20 protein-coding genes, 1 tRNA gene and 1 pseudogene are annotated in these 18,856 nt (G+C 34.5%); all 22 read left to right on the forward strand.

Going from position 1 to position 18,856, the window contains the following annotated elements:
* Positions 1-64 precede the first annotated feature (64 nt).
* The 22 genes and pseudogenes from GXX20_02090 (at position 65) to GXX20_02195 (ending at position 18,837) form a co-directional block, all read left to right on the forward strand.
* The gene (locus GXX20_02090; protein HHW30455.1) at positions 65-601 is read left to right on the forward strand and encodes a flagellar basal body-associated FliL family protein; all 537 of its coding nucleotides are present in this window, start codon (positions 65-67) and stop codon (positions 599-601) included.
* Positions 602-616: 15 nt separating this feature from the next.
* Positions 617-1,609, forward strand: coding sequence for a flagellar motor switch protein FliM (gene fliM, locus GXX20_02095; protein HHW30456.1), 993 nt, complete (start codon positions 617-619; stop codon positions 1,607-1,609).
* The gene (fliY, locus tag GXX20_02100; protein HHW30457.1) at positions 1,602-2,708 is read left to right on the forward strand and encodes a flagellar motor switch phosphatase FliY; all 1,107 of its coding nucleotides are present in this window, start codon (positions 1,602-1,604) and stop codon (positions 2,706-2,708) included. The genes fliM and fliY overlap by 8 nt, the downstream gene beginning before the upstream one ends.
* A gap of 87 nt (positions 2,709-2,795) precedes the next feature.
* Positions 2,796-3,158, forward strand: coding sequence for a response regulator (locus GXX20_02105; protein ID HHW30458.1), 363 nt, complete (start codon positions 2,796-2,798; stop codon positions 3,156-3,158).
* A gap of 12 nt (positions 3,159-3,170) precedes the next feature.
* Positions 3,171-3,707 (forward strand): FliO/MopB family protein, encoded by a 537-nt coding sequence (locus GXX20_02110; protein ID HHW30459.1) that lies wholly within the window; start codon positions 3,171-3,173, stop codon positions 3,705-3,707.
* On the forward strand, positions 3,691-4,464 hold the full coding sequence (gene fliP / locus GXX20_02115; protein HHW30460.1) for a flagellar type III secretion system pore protein FliP: 774 nt from the start codon (positions 3,691-3,693) through the stop codon (positions 4,462-4,464). The genes GXX20_02110 and fliP overlap by 17 nt, the downstream gene beginning before the upstream one ends.
* A gap of 8 nt (positions 4,465-4,472) precedes the next feature.
* Positions 4,473-4,742 (forward strand): flagellar biosynthesis protein FliQ, encoded by a 270-nt coding sequence (gene fliQ / locus GXX20_02120; protein HHW30461.1) that lies wholly within the window; start codon positions 4,473-4,475, stop codon positions 4,740-4,742.
* 23 nt (positions 4,743-4,765) lie between these two features.
* Entirely contained in the window at positions 4,766-5,554 is a 789-nt protein-coding gene (gene fliR, locus GXX20_02125; GenBank protein HHW30462.1) for a flagellar type III secretion system protein FliR, read from the forward strand.
* Positions 5,547-6,668, forward strand: coding sequence for a flagellar biosynthesis protein FlhB (flhB, locus tag GXX20_02130; protein HHW30463.1), 1,122 nt, complete (start codon positions 5,547-5,549; stop codon positions 6,666-6,668). The genes fliR and flhB overlap by 8 nt, the downstream gene beginning before the upstream one ends.
* 12 nt (positions 6,669-6,680) lie before the next feature.
* Positions 6,681-8,705 (forward strand): annotated as a pseudogene (gene flhA / locus GXX20_02135) (flagellar biosynthesis protein FlhA).
* Between the two features lie 99 nt (positions 8,706-8,804).
* Positions 8,805-9,950, forward strand: a complete 1,146-nt coding sequence (gene flhF / locus GXX20_02140) for a flagellar biosynthesis protein FlhF (GenBank protein HHW30464.1) — start codon at positions 8,805-8,807, stop codon at positions 9,948-9,950.
* A 3-nt stretch (positions 9,951-9,953) separates the two neighbouring features.
* Positions 9,954-10,862, forward strand: a complete 909-nt coding sequence (locus GXX20_02145) for a MinD/ParA family protein (protein ID HHW30465.1) — start codon at positions 9,954-9,956, stop codon at positions 10,860-10,862.
* Positions 10,863-10,866: 4 nt separating this feature from the next.
* Positions 10,867-11,538, forward strand: a complete 672-nt coding sequence (locus GXX20_02150) for a hypothetical protein (GenBank protein ID HHW30466.1) — start codon at positions 10,867-10,869, stop codon at positions 11,536-11,538.
* Positions 11,539-12,144, forward strand: a complete 606-nt coding sequence (locus tag GXX20_02155; protein ID HHW30467.1) for a chemotaxis protein CheB — start codon at positions 11,539-11,541, stop codon at positions 12,142-12,144.
* Between the two features lie 8 nt (positions 12,145-12,152).
* Entirely contained in the window at positions 12,153-14,135 is a 1,983-nt protein-coding gene (locus tag GXX20_02160; GenBank protein HHW30468.1) for a chemotaxis protein CheA, read from the forward strand.
* 19 nt (positions 14,136-14,154) lie between these two features.
* A complete protein-coding gene (locus GXX20_02165; GenBank protein HHW30469.1) occupies positions 14,155-14,601 on the forward strand; it encodes a purine-binding chemotaxis protein CheW in 447 nt (148 codons plus the stop codon).
* A 27-nt stretch (positions 14,602-14,628) separates the two neighbouring features.
* Positions 14,629-15,261 carry a chemotaxis protein CheC gene (locus tag GXX20_02170; protein ID HHW30470.1) on the forward strand — a complete coding sequence of 211 codons (633 nt, stop codon included), beginning with the start codon at positions 14,629-14,631 and terminating at the stop codon, positions 15,259-15,261.
* Entirely contained in the window at positions 15,258-15,746 is a 489-nt protein-coding gene (locus tag GXX20_02175; protein ID HHW30471.1) for a chemotaxis protein CheD, read from the forward strand. Before GXX20_02170 ends, GXX20_02175 begins: the two co-directional genes overlap by 4 nt.
* A 25-nt stretch (positions 15,747-15,771) precedes the next feature.
* Entirely contained in the window at positions 15,772-16,536 is a 765-nt protein-coding gene (locus GXX20_02180; GenBank protein HHW30472.1) for a FliA/WhiG family RNA polymerase sigma factor, read from the forward strand.
* A gap of 16 nt (positions 16,537-16,552) precedes the next feature.
* Positions 16,553-17,980 (forward strand): DUF342 domain-containing protein, encoded by a 1,428-nt coding sequence (locus GXX20_02185; protein HHW30473.1) that lies wholly within the window; start codon positions 16,553-16,555, stop codon positions 17,978-17,980.
* 70 nt (positions 17,981-18,050) lie between these two features.
* Positions 18,051-18,524 (forward strand): hypothetical protein, encoded by a 474-nt coding sequence (locus GXX20_02190; protein HHW30474.1) that lies wholly within the window; start codon positions 18,051-18,053, stop codon positions 18,522-18,524.
* Between the two features lie 227 nt (positions 18,525-18,751).
* A tRNA-Leu gene (locus GXX20_02195) sits at positions 18,752-18,837 on the forward strand.
* Positions 18,838-18,856: the final 19 nt, after the last annotated feature.

Raw genomic sequence — 18,856 nt, forward strand, 5'->3', positions numbered from 1 at the left:
TACTACATTTGGCATTGTTTTTGTATTCTGTAATAAATATTTGATAATTTTTAAGGGGGCAAATATGGAGGGTAATAAAACCTCATTTATTCTTATATGTATAATTGCTGCACTATCATTGGTGATAGTTTTCCTTTCCACATATATATTTGTTAATTCAGGCTTACCTCATAACCTGATTGATAAAGTTACAAATGCAAATAATGGCTCAAATGAAGTAAGTATGAATGGACTTAAAAGACCTTCTCAAGATGAGCTGGGTATTAAGAAACTATTTAATGATAAGGTAATATATAATTTAAAGAGCATAAACGACGGGGACAATTCAGTGATCCAGGTTAGTGTGGCAATTGAGTTCTATAAGAAGGTTAAAGGTATAAAAAATGTAGAAGAAAAATTAAATAGTTATGACAGTGCTATTAAAGAGCTCGTAGGAACCTATTTTCAAAAGATGACCATTAATGAAGTCAAAGATCCCGATACCAAACTGAGAGCCAAGAAAGAGCTTACAAATGAGATAAATAAGCTGTTGAACAGTGATGAAATCTCAGAGTATAGAATAATTTATGATGTTATTTTTGAAGATTGGTTCTACCAATAGGGAGGCAAGCATAGAGTGGAAATTTTATCTCAAAGTGAAATAGATGAATTACTAAAGGCTCTTAACACTGGTGAATTGGATGTTCAGCAAATAAAAGCCTCTACACAGGAGAAGAAGATCAGGACTCATGACTTCAGAAGGCCAAGCAAATTTGCTAAGGAACATCTAAAAACCTTAAATATTATATATGACAATTATGCAAGAAATGTTACTAACTATTTAACAGGTTATTTACGCACTGTTGTACAAATTGATGTTATAAATGTGGAATCAATTGCTTACCTGGATTTTAACAATTCCATATCAAATCCAGTAATAATGGCAATTATTGAGTTTTTGCCCTTGAGTGGTTCTGTTATTCTTGAAATGGAACCTACTGTAGCTTTTGCTCTAATAGAAAGAATATTAGGTGGCAAGGGCATAACTATGAGAAAGAACAGGGATTTCACTGAAATTGAGCTGGCAATTATAGAAAAGGTTATCAGACAATTATTAAATTTAATGCCTGAACCTTGGGAAAATGTTATTCCAATAAATCCCATACTTCAAAGAATAGAAACCAATGCCCAATTTGCTCAAGTTGTGTCTCAACATGAGATGGTGGCTTTAATTACTCTTAAAGCTAAAATTGGTGAAGTCGAAGGTATTATGAATGTATGTATACCTTATCTTGTAGTTGAACCAATAATACCAAAATTAAGCACAAAATTCTGGTTTTCTGTTAAAGAATCAAAAGTTTCTGATCAGGCAAAAACATCATTGGAAAACAGGATCAAAAATACAGAAGTATTGGTCAGAGCGATTCTTGGAAAATCAGAGATCACAATTAGAGATTTCCTTGACTTGCAGAAGGGTGATGTTCTTCCTCTGGACACAAATGTGGATGGGGATTTAGAGATCTTTGTAGACGGGATAACCAAATTTTATGCAAAACCCGGAGTGAGGAAAAACAAAATTGCTTTAAGAATAACTAAAGTTCTAAGAAGAGAGGATGAACTAAATGAGTGATATATTATCCCAGGCTGAAATAGATGCATTGTTGAACAACAGAAATCTTGAACCGGAACATGATAATGTACAAGATGAAGAACTTTCATTAGAAGAAATTGATACACTAGGTGAAATCGGCAATATATGCATGGGTGCGTCTGCAACCACTCTAAGTACATTATTGGGCCAAAAAGTGACAATTACTACACCTAAAGTTTCAGTCACAACCTGGGAAAGATTGGCAAAAGAGTATACACTGCCTTATGTATCAGTAAGAGTTGAGTATATTAAGGGACTAGTAGGAAGTAACCTTTTAATACTCAATAAGCCTGATGTAAGGATTATAACTGATTTAATGATGGGAGGAGCGGGTGTAGATAACAATGAAGAATTAACAGATCTGCATCTTAGCGCTATCAGTGAGGCAATGAACCAGATGATAGGTTCTTCCGCTACCTCAATGTCTTCTATGTTTGGAAAAAGAATTGAAATTTCTCCTCCAAAGGCTTTTATTCTTACATTTTCTACAGACCAGCCTTACGGGGATATTGATTATTCTCAAAAAATAGTTAAAATTGCTTTCAAAATGGTTATAGGAAATCTTCTAAACAGTCAGTTTTTACAGCTGTTACCTATCTCATTTGCTAAAAAATTGGTTGATGGACTTTTAAATAGCGTAAATAGCCAAAATAATGATAAAGCAACAATCGTTGAAACACCTAAACCAGAAAATTTTGAAATCAAAAATAAAAACACTGAACCTGAAAAGACAAGTGCCCAGACAGAAAAACCTCTTAAAGAAAACAGGCAGGTTAATGTTCAGCCGGTACATTTTCAAGAGTTTGCTGAAGAAGAACCGGAGAACGAGAGCAATAACATCAGCCTTATAATGGATGTTCCTCTGGAAGTAACAGTTGAGCTGGGACGGACCCACAAATTAATTAAGGAAGTGTTGGAGTTTAGTCCCGGGTCAATTATTGAATTGGACAAGCTTGCCGGAGAACCTGTAGATATTTTGGTTAACGGTAAAGCAATTGCCCATGGTGAAGTAGTAGTAATTGATGAAAGCTTCGGGGTAAGGATTACTGATATAATCCATCCCTCAAAAAGATTATAAATTTATAGTTATTAATTACAGTAATAATTATTTAGTATTTACAGTATTTAAATTAAAATAAAAATCGCATAGTGAGGTTGATTTACAATGAGTAAGAGAATTTTAGTAGTAGATGATGCAGCTTTTATGAGAATGATGATTAAAGATATATTGACAAAGAACGGTTTTGAAGTAGTAGGTGAAGCAGAAAATGGTGCAAGGGCCGTAGAAAAATATAAGGAACTTTCACCGGATCTTGTTATTATGGATATAACCATGCCTGAAGTGGATGGTATACAGGCAGTTAAGGAAATAAAAAAAGAAAACAAGAACTCCAAAATAATAATGTGCTCTGCAATGGGACAACAAGCCATGGTTATTGAATCAATTCAAGCTGGGGCACAAGATTTTATAGTAAAGCCTTTTCAGCCGGACAGAGTTATTGAAGCTGTAAAAAAAGCTCTTGGATAAGGAGCAGTTAGAATGGATTCAGGTAATATAATATCCTATATTTTTAAAAGCCTTTTGTTTTTACTTGTATTTGGTTCAATATTGTTTTTAGCTTATATAACTACCAGGCTATTGGCAGCAAAGGTCAATAACACCATGAAAGGCAGATATATGAGCATTATTGAAACCATAAGTTTAGGTATTGATAAAAAGCTTTATCTTGTTAAGGTAAGCAATATGTTTATTCTGCTATCTTCAAGCGGTAAGAACCTGGAATTTATTACAGTTGTACCAGTAGAAAACTATGAAGAGAGCACAGAAGATCATTGGAGTTATAATACTGCGAAAACTACCAGTTCTCCTAATATAGTTAATATATCTGCTATTGCTGATATTATAAATAGAAATATTATGCGTAGTAAATCAGATATCAAAAGTAGCATTAACTTCAAATCCAACCTTAACAAGGTTAAAAAATCAATTAGCAGCATTGTTGGAAATAAGGCTAAGAACAACAAAGACATGGAAGATAGTAATGTAGAAGGGAAAACAAATGAAGAAAAAAAGTAAGTTTTTAGCAATATTTTTTTTGATATTGATATTTTTTATGTATACTGCCACAGAAGTGTCAGCTGAACCTGTGCTGCCATTCAGAATTGAGTTTGGTAATGAAACATCCCCGGGTGGCAGTGAGGTTGCAGTAAGTATTCAGATTTTAATTCTTCTGACTATTCTTTCTCTCTTACCGTCAATAGTAATTATGTTGACATCTTTTACAAGGACAATAATTGTATTGTCTTTTTTAAGAAATGCCATCGGTACACAGCAGATGCCTCCTAACCAGGTACTGATTGGTCTGGCATTGTTTATTACCCTCTTTATTATGGCGCCAATTGGACAGGAAATTAATAAAAATGCCTTAGAACCTTTTAATAAAGGAGAAATACAACAGCAGGAGGCTTTAGATGAGGCAACCAGGATAATTAAGAGATTTATGCTAAAACAATTCAAAAATGAAAGTGATCTTGAATTATTTGTTAACCTGGCCGGAATAGAAACACCCATTAGAGATCCCGAATCACTTCCTATGACAGTAGTAATACCCGCCTTTCTAATAAGCGAATTGACAATTGCTTTTAAAATGGGATTTTTGATATATATTCCTTTTCTTATTATAGACATGATTGTATCAAGCACCCTCATGTCTATGGGAATGATGATGCTGCCTCCTGCCATGATATCACTCCCCTTTAAAATACTCCTTTTTATTATGGTAGGTGGATGGAGGCTGATTTCTGAAACAATTATAACCAGTTTTGTCAGGTAGGTGGAAGAATGGATCAGGGAACAGTTATTAACTTGGCTCAAAATGCAATATTAACCATACTAATTGTGTCGGCTCCTATACTGGGATTAAGCTTGATAGTAGGTCTGGCTGTCAGTGTTTTTCAAGCCGCCACCCAGATACATGAACAGACTTTATCATTTGTTCCGAAAATATTGGCTGTTATTTTATCAGTAGCCGTTTTTGGGGCATGGATATTGAAAAAATTAATAGAATATACCCAACATCTCTATGGAAGTATTAATCAATTAATTAAATAATTTTTAAAGGAGTGAGAAAAATATTGGAGGTCCTTCTTGAAGTTGCACTGGAAAACTTCATATTTTTTCTCGTAATACTTGTAAGAATAACGGGATTATTTGTTGCTGCTCCTGTATTTGGAAGAAATAATATTCCAATGAGACTTAAAGTAGGTTTTTCCTTTTTTCTTGCTCTGATATTCACCAATATTGTTGACAGGTCTGAAGTATTCGTAAACAGCAGTGTCTTTGAATTCTTTTTGATTTTAATTAAAGAATTCTTAATTGGAATTATAATTGGGTATGTATCTTTTTTGTTTTTTACTTCAATATATCTAACAGGACAGATAATAGACATGCAGATTGGTTTTTCAATGGCTAATATTTATGATCCTGCCAGCAATATTCAGATCCCTTTAACCGCGAATTTTTATTTTATAATGAGCACTGTGGTTTTTCTTATTATAAGAGGTCATCATTTATTAATTCAGGGAATTTTTGAAAGTTACAAGAGTATCCCTATAGGAAGGGCAATTATAGACAGCAGTCTTACAGAGATATTTGTTGAAATTTTCGGCAGTATCTTTGTAACCGGTTTTAAAATTGCTGCTCCCGTTACAGTATCCATTCTTATTGTTGACTTGTTCTTAGGGATATTATCAAAAACTGTACCCCAACTGAACGTTTTCATAGTGGGTATGCCTTTAAAAATATTCTTAGGACTGGCATTAGTTATGATAACAATACCTGCTTTCATACTGTTGCTGGATGGCTTATTTAATGATATGTGGAGTATAGTTCTTCGTTTTATAAGGGAGATGGGAAATGGATAGCGTGAAAAAAGACTTAATAGTTATGAATCTTCAGCTTTTTGCAGGAGATAAAGATAGTAAAACTGAAAAAGCTACTCCTAAAAAGAGAAAAGATGTAAGGAAAAAAGGTCAGGTTTTTCAAAGCAGGGAGATTGCCGGAGCTATAGTCTTATTAGGTATCTTTGCAGTTTTAAAATTAACAGGGGGATTCATATATGCAAACGTGAGTAATTATCTGGTGAAATTAGTTTCAGTTTATCCAATGCAGAATGATTTGTTTTCCGAAGCCTTCCTCCGTAAGCTCTACCTGGAAACAATAGTTTTTCTTGCGAAAGTATTGCTTCCTATTCTGGGGACTGGGCTTGTGGCAGGACTTGCAATTGGCTACGGACAGGTGGGCTTCCTGTTTTCCTCTGAATCGATGATGTTTAAGTTTAGCAGAATAAACCCAATAAACGGAATTAAAAGAATGCTTTCATCGAGTGGTCTTGTTGAACTGTTAAAGTCCGTTATCAAGATTATAATTATAGGTTATGTATCCTATTCATTTTTGATGTCCGAAGCCAATAACATTCTGAATCTTATGGATAATGACATTAAAGCAATCTCTGCTTATATCATAAATACTTTGATTAATGCCGCCTTCAGAGTATGCATCGTATTATTGGCCTTTGGAATAATTGATTACTTATATCAATGGTGGGAATATGAAAGAAGCATAATGATGTCAAAAGAAGAAATAAAAGAAGAATTTAAGCAGACTGAGGGCAACCCCACAACCAGATCCAGAATCAGGCAGAAGCAAAGGCAGATTTCTTCCAGGAGGATGCTTCATTCAGTTCCCAAGGCTGATGTAGTTGTTGTAAACCCTACTCATATAGCAGTTGCCATAAAATATGACCCAAAGATAGCGGATGCTCCCGTAGTAACTGCAAAAGGCCAGGGCTATTTGGCTTTAAGGATAAAGGAAATTGCCGAGGAAAATGATGTATATATTGTTGAAAATAAGCCTCTTGCAAGAACGCTATATGAAACTGTTGAAATAGATCAGGCCATACCTCCTGAATTGTATCAGGCTGTAGCCGAAATTCTGGCTTTTGTATACAGATTGAAGAATGATAAGATCAAGGGGTGATTATGTTAATAAATGAGGTTTAAAGATTCATCTGTTCCAATTATTTTTATAGCAATTATTTTAACTTTTATAATACCTGTACCGGAATTATTGCTGGATATACTTCTGGCTATTAATGTAATAGTAACGGCTATTATCCTCATAAATACATTTTTTATGAAGGAATCCCTGGAGTTTTCCATATTTCCTTCTTTATTGGTCATCATAACTTTATACAGGCTTTCCTTAAATATTGCATCAACCAAACTGATATTAGGCAAAGGATCAGCCGGAAGAGTAATAGAAAGTTTCGGAAGATTTGTAGGTGGAGGAGATTTAGTTGTAGGATTTATAATATTCTTTATGGTCATGATTGTTAACTTTCTTGTCATAACAAAAGGATCAGAGAGAGTTGCTGAAGTTGCGGCAAGATTCACTCTGGACGCAATGCCTGGCAAGCAGATGGCAATAGATGCGGACCTTAATGCAGGGTTAATAAATGAAACAATTGCTAAGGAAAGACGTAAAAAAATTCAGCAGGAAGCTGATTTTTACGGAGCCATGGATGGAGCTACAAAATTTGTAAAAAACGATGCCATAGCAGGAATTATAACCACCTTTCTGAATATTATAGGAGGATTAATTGTTGGTATAGTCATGAGGCATGAAGACTTAAATTATGCCTTGGAAACATATACCATACTTACTATTGGTGACGGACTGGTGAGCCAGATTCCTGCTCTTATGCTTTCTACCGCAACAAGTTTTATTGTAACAAGGGCAGCATCGGAAACCAACATAAGCCAGGACTTTTTGAGCCAATTATTTACTAATTCAAAAGTACTTATTATAACATCAATATTATGTTTTTCACTTGCCTTTATACTATCTCCGGTTCCTTTTATACTGCTGGGTGGAATATTGCTGTATTTAGGCTGGCTTCTGAAACAAAAGGAAAAAGTAAGCCTTTAAGAAGCTGATACACAAGTTGAAGAAAAAGAAATAGAAGAAATAAGAAAACCAGAAAATGTAGTATCTCTACTCAAAGTAGATCCAATTGAGCTGGAATTCGGTTACGCTATAATCCCATTGGCTGATGTGAATCAGGGTGGAGACTTGCTGGACAGGGTTGTTATGATAAGAAGGCAACTGGCTCTTGAGTTGGGAATGATTGTACCTATAATAAGACTTAGAGATAATATTCAATTAAGCCCAAATGAATATGTTATTAAAATAAAAGGTGTTGAAGTGGCAAGAGGTGAATTATTGATAGACCATTATCTTGCAATGAATGCAGGAGTGGAAGATGAAGCCCTGGATGGTATAAAAACTTTTGAGCCTGCATTTGGCCTTCCTGCTTTATGGATCAGCGAAGCCAACAGAGATAAAGCAGAAGTTTTGGGTTACACGGTAGTGGATCCTCCATCGGTAATTGCTACGCACCTTACAGAAATTATTAAGAGATATTCCCATAAACTTCTCGGAAGACAAGAGGTGCAGACTCTCATCGATAACGTAAAACAGGATTATCCTGCTGTGGTGGAGGAATTAATTCCAAAACTCATGTCTGTTGGAGAAGTGCAAAAGGTGCTTGCAAACCTTCTCAAAGAAGGAGTATCCATAAGAGATATGGTTACTATACTGGAAGCATTGGCTGACTATGCCGGAATTACCCGTGATACAGACATACTTACAGAATATGTAAGGCAAGAATTAGGTACATCAATCTCCAATAAATACTTGAATGATGGGAAATACATAGTTATTACTCTTGATCCTAACCTTGAACAATTGATTATGGAATCGGTAAAGAAAACAGAAACAGGCTCATACCTGACTCTTCAGCCGGGTGAAATAAATAAGATTATAGATAGTCTTACAAAACAAGTACAAAAATTGGCTGAAAAAGGCCTACAGCCTGTTGTTCTCTCATCTCCGGTGGTAAGGTTGTACTTTAAGCGTCTTACTGAACAAGTTTTGCCGGGGCTTGTGGTTTTATCCTATGAGGAGATTAATCCCGGAACTGAAGTACAATCTCTTGGTATGGTTAGTATATAAGAATAATCAGTTAACTTGAATTATTCTTAGTAATATACTTAGAAGTATACAAATAAAAAAACATTTACATAAAAAATGGTTGTTGGTTTGGAGGTAGCCATGATAATAAAGAGGTATATAGGCAACAACACCCAGGAAGCGATTATGAAGATGAAAGCAGACTTAGGTGCTGATTCGCTAATCTTAAATACAAAGAAAGTTCGGAAGAAGGGTTTCTTAAATTACTTCAAAAAACCTATGGTTGAAGTATTGGCTGCGGTTGACGATAATAATATTAAAACTTCACAAAACAATAAAGAGGATGTTAAGGATTCAACATCTGAACGTACTGATATTGTTGAATTAAATAAAAAAGTAAGAAGCATGGAGGCTTTACTCAATAAAATCGGGGAGAAGCTGGAATTATCTGGTGCTTTTTTATCTAACAACGTGAAAAGTGAGGATGAAACAAGTATTTCCTCCAAAACCCTTAAAACTTTTTATAACAATCTCATAAATAATGAAGTTAGCGAAGAATATGCATGTAAAATTATTGAAGATACTCGCAATTTAATTAAAGAAAATGCCAGTATAAATGAAATAGTTTCAGCAATGAAAAGCGTGATTTCAAGTATTTTGGGCAAACCTTCATTAATTAATTACGAATCAGGCGGAAAACCAAGAGTAGTAATTTTTGTAGGACCTACTGGTGTTGGGAAAACTACGACGTTGGCAAAAATAGCTGCCAATCTTATGCTAATTGAAGGAAAAAAAGTCGGTTTAATTACAGCTGATACTTACAGGATAGCTGCTGTTGAACAATTAAGGACATATGCGCAAATTTTAAGTCTCCCTGTTTCAGTTATTTATTCCTGTGATGAGATAGCAGAAGCAATTAAAAATTACGGAGATAAAGATATAGTTCTTGTTGATACAGCAGGAAGAGGGCATAGAAATAAAACACAAATGGAAGAACTGAAACAGCTTTTAGAAATATCACAACCGGATGAAGTATATCTTGTTCTGGGCATGAACACGAGTATGCGCACCTGTAAGGAAATAATTAAAAACTATGACTTTTTAAAAGATTACAAGTTAATTTTCACAAAAGCTGATGAAACTTCAGCATACGGTATTATTTTAAATACAAGGATAGCAACCGGAAAAAGCCTTTCTTATATATCAAATGGCCAGAATGTACCAGATGATATTGAGGTGGCCGATATTGAAATGATAATAAAAAATCTTATAGGGAGTATTAGCTAGACAATGGATCAGGCTGAAAGATTAAGACAAATAATAAACAATATTAAAATTAAACAAGGCATAGTTTCAAAGGAAAATCCTAATTACCTGAAGAAGTCTGCCACAAAGATTATTACAATTACCAGTGGAAAGGGTGGTGTCGGAAAGACCAACATTACAGTAAATCTTGCAATAGCACTTGGAGAACTGGGTAAAAAGGTTATTATACTTGATGCAGATTTAGGATTGTCTAATATTGAGGTATTACTTGGTATAGCCCCGCAATATACTCTGGGAGATATAATATACAATAATAAAAGTATCTTCGATGTAATAACCACCGGACCTAATAATATAAGATTTATTTCTGGAGGATCCGGGGCAGATGTACTTGTAAAACTCAACAAAGAAGTTCTGGACAGATTTATTTTAAATATTGGAATGCTTGATAAAATAGCAGACATTATTCTTATTGATACCGGGGCTGGGTTGTCAGATAGTGTAACAAGTTTTATAATGGCAGCAGACGAAGTAATCCTTGTTACAACCCCTGAACCAACATCATTAACAGATGCCTATGCTTTAATAAAAACTGTCATTACCAAAGACAGAAACAAGAAAATAAATTTAATTGTAAACAAGGCTGAAGATGAAAGAGAAGCAAAGGATATAATTAATAAGATTTCGCTTGTTGTTAATAGGTTCCTGGGAGTAAAATTAAATCCGCTGGGGTTTATTTTGCAAGACCAGGCTGTTGTAAAATCGGTCAAGCAGCAAAATCCTTTTTACATGAAATATCCAAATAGCGATGCAACAAAAAGCATTAAAGATATTTCAAAAAAGATCGTTGAAAACGATGAACAAGGATTTTCTGAAGGTGGTTTTGGAATAAAAGTATTTTTTAATAAGCTTATAGGATTTATGAGGGGTTAGATACATGAAAATAAAAGATATCAAAACCGGAACAAAATTAAGCTTAGAAGTATTTAATCAATTAGATGAAAAAATCCAGGATAATCTTATCAGTCAATTTGAATCCCTTGTAGGCAATGACAGAATAATTATTTATGCCCCTATTACAAAAGGCAAATTATTTCCTATACATATTGGCTGGACCATTAATGTTATGTTTTTTAATGATGAAAATTTATATAGGTTTCAGGCAAAAGTTATAAATAGATTCACTGTAAATAATATTCCTTTTTTAGAGGCGGTCGTCACCAGTAGCATAGAAAGGATCCAGAGAAGAGCATATTTTAGGCTACAATGCTTTATACCAGTTGAATACAGAGTTTTTTCCAAGGACAATAATGATGAAGAAACACCATTTAAAAAATGCGTGGCAATAAATATAAGCGGAAGTGGCTTATGCCTCAAGATGAAAGAAGAGTTAAATATTGACGATATTATTGAATGCAAGTTTGTTATTAATAAAAGAGAATTAAAACCAATCTGTCAGGTAGTAAGGGTAGAGTCAGAGATTGCTGATTTTCACTTTGGTTATATGATTGGAACAAAGTTTATTAAATTATCCAAGCAGGATGTGGATAGAATTGTTTCATTTATTTTTAAAGAACAAATAAAATTAAGAAGAAAAGGGTTGATATAAATAGAAAAAGAAGCTTTAAACAATATCAGATACTTTTTAGCCATAGGTGTATCTACCGGAGGACCTGGTGCTCTTCAAAAAGTAATACCGGCCATACCGGAAGATATACCAGCAGCAATTCTTATTTCGCAGCACATGCCAAAGGGGTTTACAAAAACACTTGCAGATAGATTAGATAAAATCAGCAAATTATCGGTAAAGGAAGGTGAAGATAATGAAATTATCAAAGAAGGTACAGTATATATTTCACCTGGAGATAAAAATATGGCTGTTGAGAAATCACCTGGGGGAGTCTACAGGATAAAACTGAATTCGGAAACAGGAAAATACAGATATAGACCTTCCGTGGACTATATGCTTGAATCTTTGTCCAATACAGGACACAAAGGAATAATAGCTGTTATAATGACAGGCATGGGTAAAGACGGATCAGAAGGAATTGTAAAAATAAAAGAAAAAAATGGAGGGTACATTATAGCACAAGATGAAAAATCCTGTGTTGTATTTGGTATGCCAAAAGCAGCAATTGAAACAGGAGTAGTTGATTCTGTGGCCCCACTTGCCGATATATCTAGTGAGATATTAAAATTTATATATAAATGGTGATAAACATGATTGATATGACAAAGTACCTTGATGTTTTTATTGAAGAATCCAAAGAACTTTTTAATAATCTAAACCAGGCACTTTTAGAGCTGGAATCCAATCCTGATGATATATCAGTAATAAACGAAGTTTTCAGGCTGATTCATACGTTAAAAGGCATGGCCGGTACATTAGGCTTTGAAAAGACTGCCCAGCTGACACATAGATTGGAAGATGAACTGCAGGAAGTAAGAAGCAATAAGAAAAAAGTGAATAAGAAGTTATTGGATATACTTTTTAAAGCCCTGGATTATCTGGATGAATCTATTGAAGCCATTTCACAAACCGGCAAAGAAAGCGATAAAACATTCGACTTCTTTGAGGATACGGAACGTCAGGAAATCCAATTTAACAGTTATGAAGAAAGAATCATATTAACTGCTAAAGAAATGAGCATGAAAGCTTTCATGATCAGAATTGAGCTAAGTAAAGATTGTATTATGAAATCGGTGAGAGCTTTTATGGTGTTCAGAGCTTTAGAAAATTTGGGGGAAATAATAAAATCTGTACCAATTGTACAAGACATCGAAGATGAAAAATTTGAAAACGATTTTACAGTGGTATTATTATCTAAAGCTGGGGAAGAAAAAATTTATAAAGATTTGAGCAATATATCTGAAATTGAAAGAATCATCATCAAGGAAGTAGTACTAAATAAAAATTCTTTAGCTGAAGATGAAAAAAATATTATTGAACAAAAAGCAGACAAACAGAAAAATAATATAACTATCGACAAGCCTGAACAGGAGTATTTAATAAACAATCATTCTTCAGAGAAAGCAAAGAAAGCTGGAAAAACTGTCAGAGTAGATATAGAAAGACTGGATGTGCTTTTAAATCTTGTAAGCGAATTAATAATACAAAAAACAAGACTGGCAGGATTAGAAATAAATGATGAATCCTCTGTATTTAATGAAACCTTGGAGCAACTGGAACGTATTACAGTGGATCTTCATGATGCTGTAATGAAAGTAAGGATGGTTCCTTTAGAGACAGTATTTAGCAGGTTCCCCAGGATGATCAGAAACCTGTCCAATGAACTTAATAAAGATATGGAACTAATTATCACAGGTGCTAACACTGAGCTTGACAGAACAGTAGTAGATGAAATTGGCGAACCACTTATACATTTATTGAGAAATTCAGCTGATCATGGACTGGAGTCTAATGAAGAAAGAAAAAAACTTGGAAAACCAGAAAAGGGCAAAATATACCTCAGAGCCTTCCAGGAAGGAAATCACGTAATAATTGAAGTTGAAGATGACGGAAAGGGATTAGACTTTAATAAAATCAAAGAAAAAGCACTGGAAAAAAACTTGATTAACAGAGAAAAACTTAACTCCATGTCTGAGCAGGGAATTATTGAACTGTTATTCATGCCTGGTTTCAGTACTGCCAATGAAATAACTGACATATCAGGCAGAGGTGTAGGTTTGGATGTAGTCAAAACAAAAATACAAAGTCTGGGTGGCACTATAGATATTGCAACCAAACCCGGAGAAGGTACTAAATTCTCTATTCACCTGCCATTAACACTGGCGATTATGAAGGCGTTGATGATAACTTGCGGAAATGAAAAGTATGCCTTAAAGATGGATTCAATCCAGCAAATCATTGAAATTAACTCCGCAGATATAAGAATGGTTCAAAAGAAAGAAGCAATAATGGTAAGAAACAACCTGATACCGATTTTACGATTGGACAAGGTACTGGGAGTTCCTGAAAAAAGTGAGAATGAAGATGTTTATACCGTAGTACTTGCCAAAAGCGGAGAACAGTTTATCGGACTTGTTGTTGACAGTATATTAGGACAGCAGGAAATAGTGCAGAAGCCCTTAGGTAAATACTTATCCGCCATTAATATTTCAAATAGTGCGACAATCCTAGGAGATGGTTCGGTTGCTTTAATACTTAATGTAAATTATCTTATACAATTGATAAATAATTTATGATTTAGGGGGCGTAAATATAATGTTTCAAACAACATCTTTAAATAATTATAGCCAGTATCTTGCTTTTAGATTGGGTATTGAGGAATACGGATTGCCTATAGCGAATATTAATTCCATCGTTGATAATGATTCTCCGATAACAAGAGTACCTACAGCACCTGAACATGTATTAGGAATAATTAATCTTAGAGGAGACATTGTCCCAATCATTGATCTTGCTAAAAAACTGGGTTTTGCTTCTGTAGATAATAATAACAAGAAAAAAGTAATAATTGCAAATTCAGCGGATTTATTTGTTGGGTTTTTGGTTGATACAGTTCTGGATGTTATAAATATCTCAGGTGACTCTATGGAGGATTCGGCTCCATATACAGACAGTGTTACCAGAGATTACTTCGCTTCAGTAGCAAAATATGATAACCGGCTGATAATCATACTTGATATTGAAAAATTGCTTAAGGAATAAATATTTATTTTCCAGGAGTGCTTATTAATGGTATTTAAAGCAAATGGTTTATCGGATAAGTATATAGATGTTCTGCGGGAGATAGGCAATATTGGATCTGGACATGCTGTTACTGCACTTTCGGAAATGCTTAATAAAAAGGTTAACATGAATGTCCCTAAAATCATCATTCTTCAGTTTAAAGAATTAAGCGAAATAATGAATGGAGCTGAAAGCCTGGTAGTAGGAATACTGTTAAAAATATCAGGTGATATCAAAGGGGATATAATGTTTATTTTAGATGCTGTGGCAGCTAAATTGCTTATAAATATGCTTATGGGTAATAACCCAACAGAAAAAGAAGAGAATGAAAACTTTAGTGAAATTGAAATATCAGCTTTAAAAGAAATTGGAAACATAATGACAGGCTCCTATATAACTGCACTGTCTATGTTGACTGGATTAAAAATAATACCCTCGGTACCCTATATAGCTATAGATATGGCCGGAGCTATAATAAGTGTGCCTGCCATTGAATTCGGAAAAATAGGCGATTCGGTTCTTTACATTGAAACCGAATTTTTTGAAGGAACAAACAAAGTAACCGGTGAATTTTTCCTTATATTGGAAACCGAATCTTTCGATAAATTAATGAGTACACTGGGAGTTAATACATATTGATGAATAGAATCATTAAAGTTGGAATGGCTGACTTAAATGCAATTAAACATCCTGGAATATTGACAACTTTAGGATTGGGCTCATGTGTAGGAATTGCACTATACGACAGGGATAATAAGGTTATTGGACTGGCTCATGTGATGCTGCCCTCAAGTCAGCAGGTAAAAAACAACTCAAATATTGCAAAATTTGCTGATACTGCAATTGAGAAACTTATAAAGGACATGGAACTGCTGGGAGCAAGTATAGAGAATATAGTTGCAAAACTTGCTGGGGGAGCACAAATGTTCGCTTTTAATGATTTTTCTGATACAATGAGAATAGGTATGAGGAATATCGCCGCGGCAAGAGAAAAACTTAGTGAACTTGGTATACCAGTAGTTGCAGAAGATACAGGAGGAAACTATGGTAGAACCATAGAATTATACTCAGAAGACGGGAGACTTCTTGTCAAATCAATAGGACATGGTATAAAATACATTTGACAAAATATTTTTTGTGAGGGATACAATGTCTGATAATGGTGCGCTTAACGAATTATGGAAGCAGTATAGCCGCACAGGAGATGCTTCCATAAGAGAAAAGCTGATAATCGAGTATTCATATTTAGTAAAATATATTGCAGGAAGATTAAGTATATATTTTGGTTCTAATGTTGAATATGAGGATTTAATTAGTTATGGTATATTTGGCCTTATTGATGCTATAGATAAATATGATATTAACAAAGGGGTTAAATTTGAAACCTATGCATCTCTGCGGATAAGAGGTGCTATAATTGACAGTATAAGGGAACTGGACTGGGTACCAAGGTCTTTGAGACAAAAAAGCAAGGAACTTGAAAAAACATATCAGGAATTGGAGAACGAATTAGGACGGGCAGCCACAGATAGCGATGTGGCCAACAAACTGGGGATATCACTCAATGAATTTTATAAACTTTTGAACAGCGCCAGTATTACAACCATTATGTCTCTCGAAGAATATATTGAACAAAATTATGAATTAGGAGTGAAAGATACAGATACCAAATCAGATGATGTACCTGAGAAATACGCAATACTGAATGAATTGAAGGAAGTTTTAGGGCAAACAATTAATAATCTTCCTGAAAAAGAAAGGACTGTTATAACATTATACTATTTTGAAGAATTGACCCTAAAAGAAATAAGTAAGATTATGAATGTATCAGAATCAAGAATTTCGCAATTACATACTAAAGCTATTTTAAGAATGAAAGGAAAATTAGAAAAATATAGAGCACACCTTAGCTGAATTATGTGAGGTAGATATGCTGGGTCAGAATAATAATAATGATAGTGATAACAGAACAAATGCTAAATCAAGCAGAAATTTTTCTATAACTTTATCAAATAATAAGTTATATGCTTATATAACTCTGCCTAAAAATGAAGATGCAGCACTACCGACATACGAAGATATAAATAGTGCTCTAAAAAAATCTGGAATTATATATGGTATTGATCATGACAGAATCAGGCAGCTTATTGCTGACCCTGTCTTCGGCCAGCCAATATGCATAGCTTCCGGCACCCCTCCTGTTAACGGTGATGACGGGAAAATAAAGCTGTTATTTGATACTTCTAATCAATATAAGCCAACAATTACTGAAGACGGAAAAGTGGATTTCCATGAATTAAATATAATTGAAAGTGTAAGAAAAGGCCAGCAGCTTTGCGTTGTGATTCCTCCGACCAAAGGTGTTATGGGAAAAAGTGTAACAGGTGAGGAAATACCCGCCCGTGAAGGAAAGTTCCCAAGATTACCCAAAGGTAAAAATGTTGAGGCATCTGAAGATAATTTATCCTTAGTAGCAAGTATTGATGGGCATGTAAGATATGTAGATAATAAAATTAGTGTTTTCCCTTATTATGAAGTGTCAGGTGATATTGATAATTCTACCGGTAATATCTCCTTTATCGGAGATGTTGTTGTTAAAGGCAACGTTCTATCGGGGTTTACTATAGAGGCAGGAGGAACTGTTGAGGTTTGGGGTGTTGTTGAAGGAGCATATATAAAAGCCGGAGAAGATATTATTCTAAGACATGGTATGCGAGGAATGGGCAAAGGAGTACTGCGGAGTGGCAGGGACATAGTTGCAAAGTATATTGAAAATAGCACCATTGAGGCAAAAAATGATATAAAGTCGGACTTTATTATGCATAGCAATGTAAAATGTGGAAATAAGCTTATTCTGACCGGAAGAAAAGGACTTCTTGTAGGCGGAGTATGCTGTGTAGCCAAAGAAGTGTATGCTAAGACTATAGGGTCACAAATGGCTGCATTAACAGAAATTGAAGTGGGAATTAATCCTGAAGTCAGGAAGAGAATAAGGGAGATAAAAGAGAAAATTCCTGTATATGAAGAAAATATGATGAAATCAGAGCAAGTAATTAATATCTTATCCAGGTTTGAAGCATTAGGCACCCTTCCTGATGAAAAAAAAGAAATGTTATCAAAATGCAGGTATACAAAATCTTACTTTTCAAACTTACTACAAGAATTAAAACAGGAACTGCAATGCCTAGAAGCTCAAATACAGGGGAAAAATATGGGAAAGGTACACTGCAGCAGCCGGGTATATTATGGAGTTAAAATAATTATAGGTTCAAGCAGTATGACTATAAAGGAAAATATTGACCATTGCACAATATACCTTGATGGGGCTGATATAAAGATAGGCCCCTATCTTGGGTAATATAGCCTGGTATTATTTCCAAATAGTGCAAAAAAATACTTGAAAATTCAATATGAATATGGAGAGTTATATGGAACAGTTTTTAATTAGTTTTATTTATACTGCAGTTTCATTGGCAATTATAATGCCTGTGTTTTTACTTGCTGAAAGAAGGATATTAAAGAAATTATTGCGGGTTCTGGAGGAGAAAAATGCACAACTTTTAGAAACCATTAAAGATGCTGATGAAATGCTGGATGAATTAAACAGGCTATCTGATTATATAGCAGAGCTCCTTGATGGTAAAAAGAATGAATTAATTAAACAAAAAGACGAATATGTGCTTCCCATTGAAACTGAAGTTGAAAATGAAATTGAAAATGAAGTTGAAACTGGAATAGATATTGAAGCTGATGAAGGATTAAGCTTTAACCAGGAAAAACAGCTTCACAAGGAAGTATATGAGTTATTGGAAAAGGGGATGAGTTGTGAAGAGATAGCCAGAAAATTAAATCGTGGTAAAGGTGAGGTTCAACTTATCATTGATATGAAAAAATACTATTGATTTATTAAGAATCATATGCTAAGATAATAAAGCAGCAAGCCGAAGTGGTGAAATTGGCAGACGCACTGGACTCAAAATCTACTTCGTGCTTTCACCCGTCGGTGTGTGCAAACCCTGATAATACGGGGTTCTTGAAAACAAAATAATTGTTTTGGTTTTAATATCCCTCCTAAATGTCCCTCCTAATTCTAAAGGTGGGTCAGGGAGAGGAAAATTAAAATAAACTTGCCGAAGTGGCGGAATTGGCAGACGCGGCGGTCTCAAAAACCGTTGGGTACTCCCCATGCCGGTTCGAGTCCGGCCTTCGGCACCATAGAAACTTGTAGCTCTTA

This window comes from Clostridiaceae bacterium (assembly GCA_012840395.1).
In the GTDB taxonomy this organism is placed as follows: Bacteria; Bacillota; Clostridia; order Acetivibrionales; family DULL01; genus DULL01.

What these genes read in the sequence shown, in the direction of transcription:
- GXX20_02170 (HHW30470.1), top strand. Translation starts at nt 14,629, where the DNA reads ATGGTATTTAAAGCAAATGGTTTATCGGATAAGTATATAGATGTTCTG.
- GXX20_02165 (HHW30469.1), top strand. Translation starts at nt 14,155, where the DNA reads ATGTTTCAAACAACATCTTTAAATAATTATAGCCAGTATCTTGCTTTT.
- GXX20_02105 (HHW30458.1), top strand. Translation starts at nt 2,796, where the DNA reads ATGAGTAAGAGAATTTTAGTAGTAGATGATGCAGCTTTTATGAGAATG.
- GXX20_02090 (HHW30455.1), top strand. Translation starts at nt 65, where the DNA reads ATGGAGGGTAATAAAACCTCATTTATTCTTATATGTATAATTGCTGCA.
- GXX20_02150 (HHW30466.1), top strand. Translation starts at nt 10,867, where the DNA reads ATGAAAATAAAAGATATCAAAACCGGAACAAAATTAAGCTTAGAAGTA.
- fliP (HHW30460.1), top strand. Translation starts at nt 3,691, where the DNA reads ATGAAGAAAAAAAGTAAGTTTTTAGCAATATTTTTTTTGATATTGATA.
- GXX20_02185 (HHW30473.1), top strand. Translation starts at nt 16,553, where the DNA reads ATGCTGGGTCAGAATAATAATAATGATAGTGATAACAGAACAAATGCT.
- flhB (HHW30463.1), top strand. Translation starts at nt 5,547, where the DNA reads ATGGATAGCGTGAAAAAAGACTTAATAGTTATGAATCTTCAGCTTTTT.
- GXX20_02180 (HHW30472.1), top strand. Translation starts at nt 15,772, where the DNA reads ATGTCTGATAATGGTGCGCTTAACGAATTATGGAAGCAGTATAGCCGC.
- flhF (HHW30464.1), top strand. Translation starts at nt 8,805, where the DNA reads ATGATAATAAAGAGGTATATAGGCAACAACACCCAGGAAGCGATTATG.
- GXX20_02145 (HHW30465.1), top strand. Translation starts at nt 9,954, where the DNA reads ATGGATCAGGCTGAAAGATTAAGACAAATAATAAACAATATTAAAATT.
- fliQ (HHW30461.1), top strand. Translation starts at nt 4,473, where the DNA reads ATGGATCAGGGAACAGTTATTAACTTGGCTCAAAATGCAATATTAACC.
- GXX20_02110 (HHW30459.1), top strand. Translation starts at nt 3,171, where the DNA reads ATGGATTCAGGTAATATAATATCCTATATTTTTAAAAGCCTTTTGTTT.
- GXX20_02190 (HHW30474.1), top strand. Translation starts at nt 18,051, where the DNA reads ATGGAACAGTTTTTAATTAGTTTTATTTATACTGCAGTTTCATTGGCA.
- fliY (HHW30457.1), top strand. Translation starts at nt 1,602, where the DNA reads ATGAGTGATATATTATCCCAGGCTGAAATAGATGCATTGTTGAACAAC.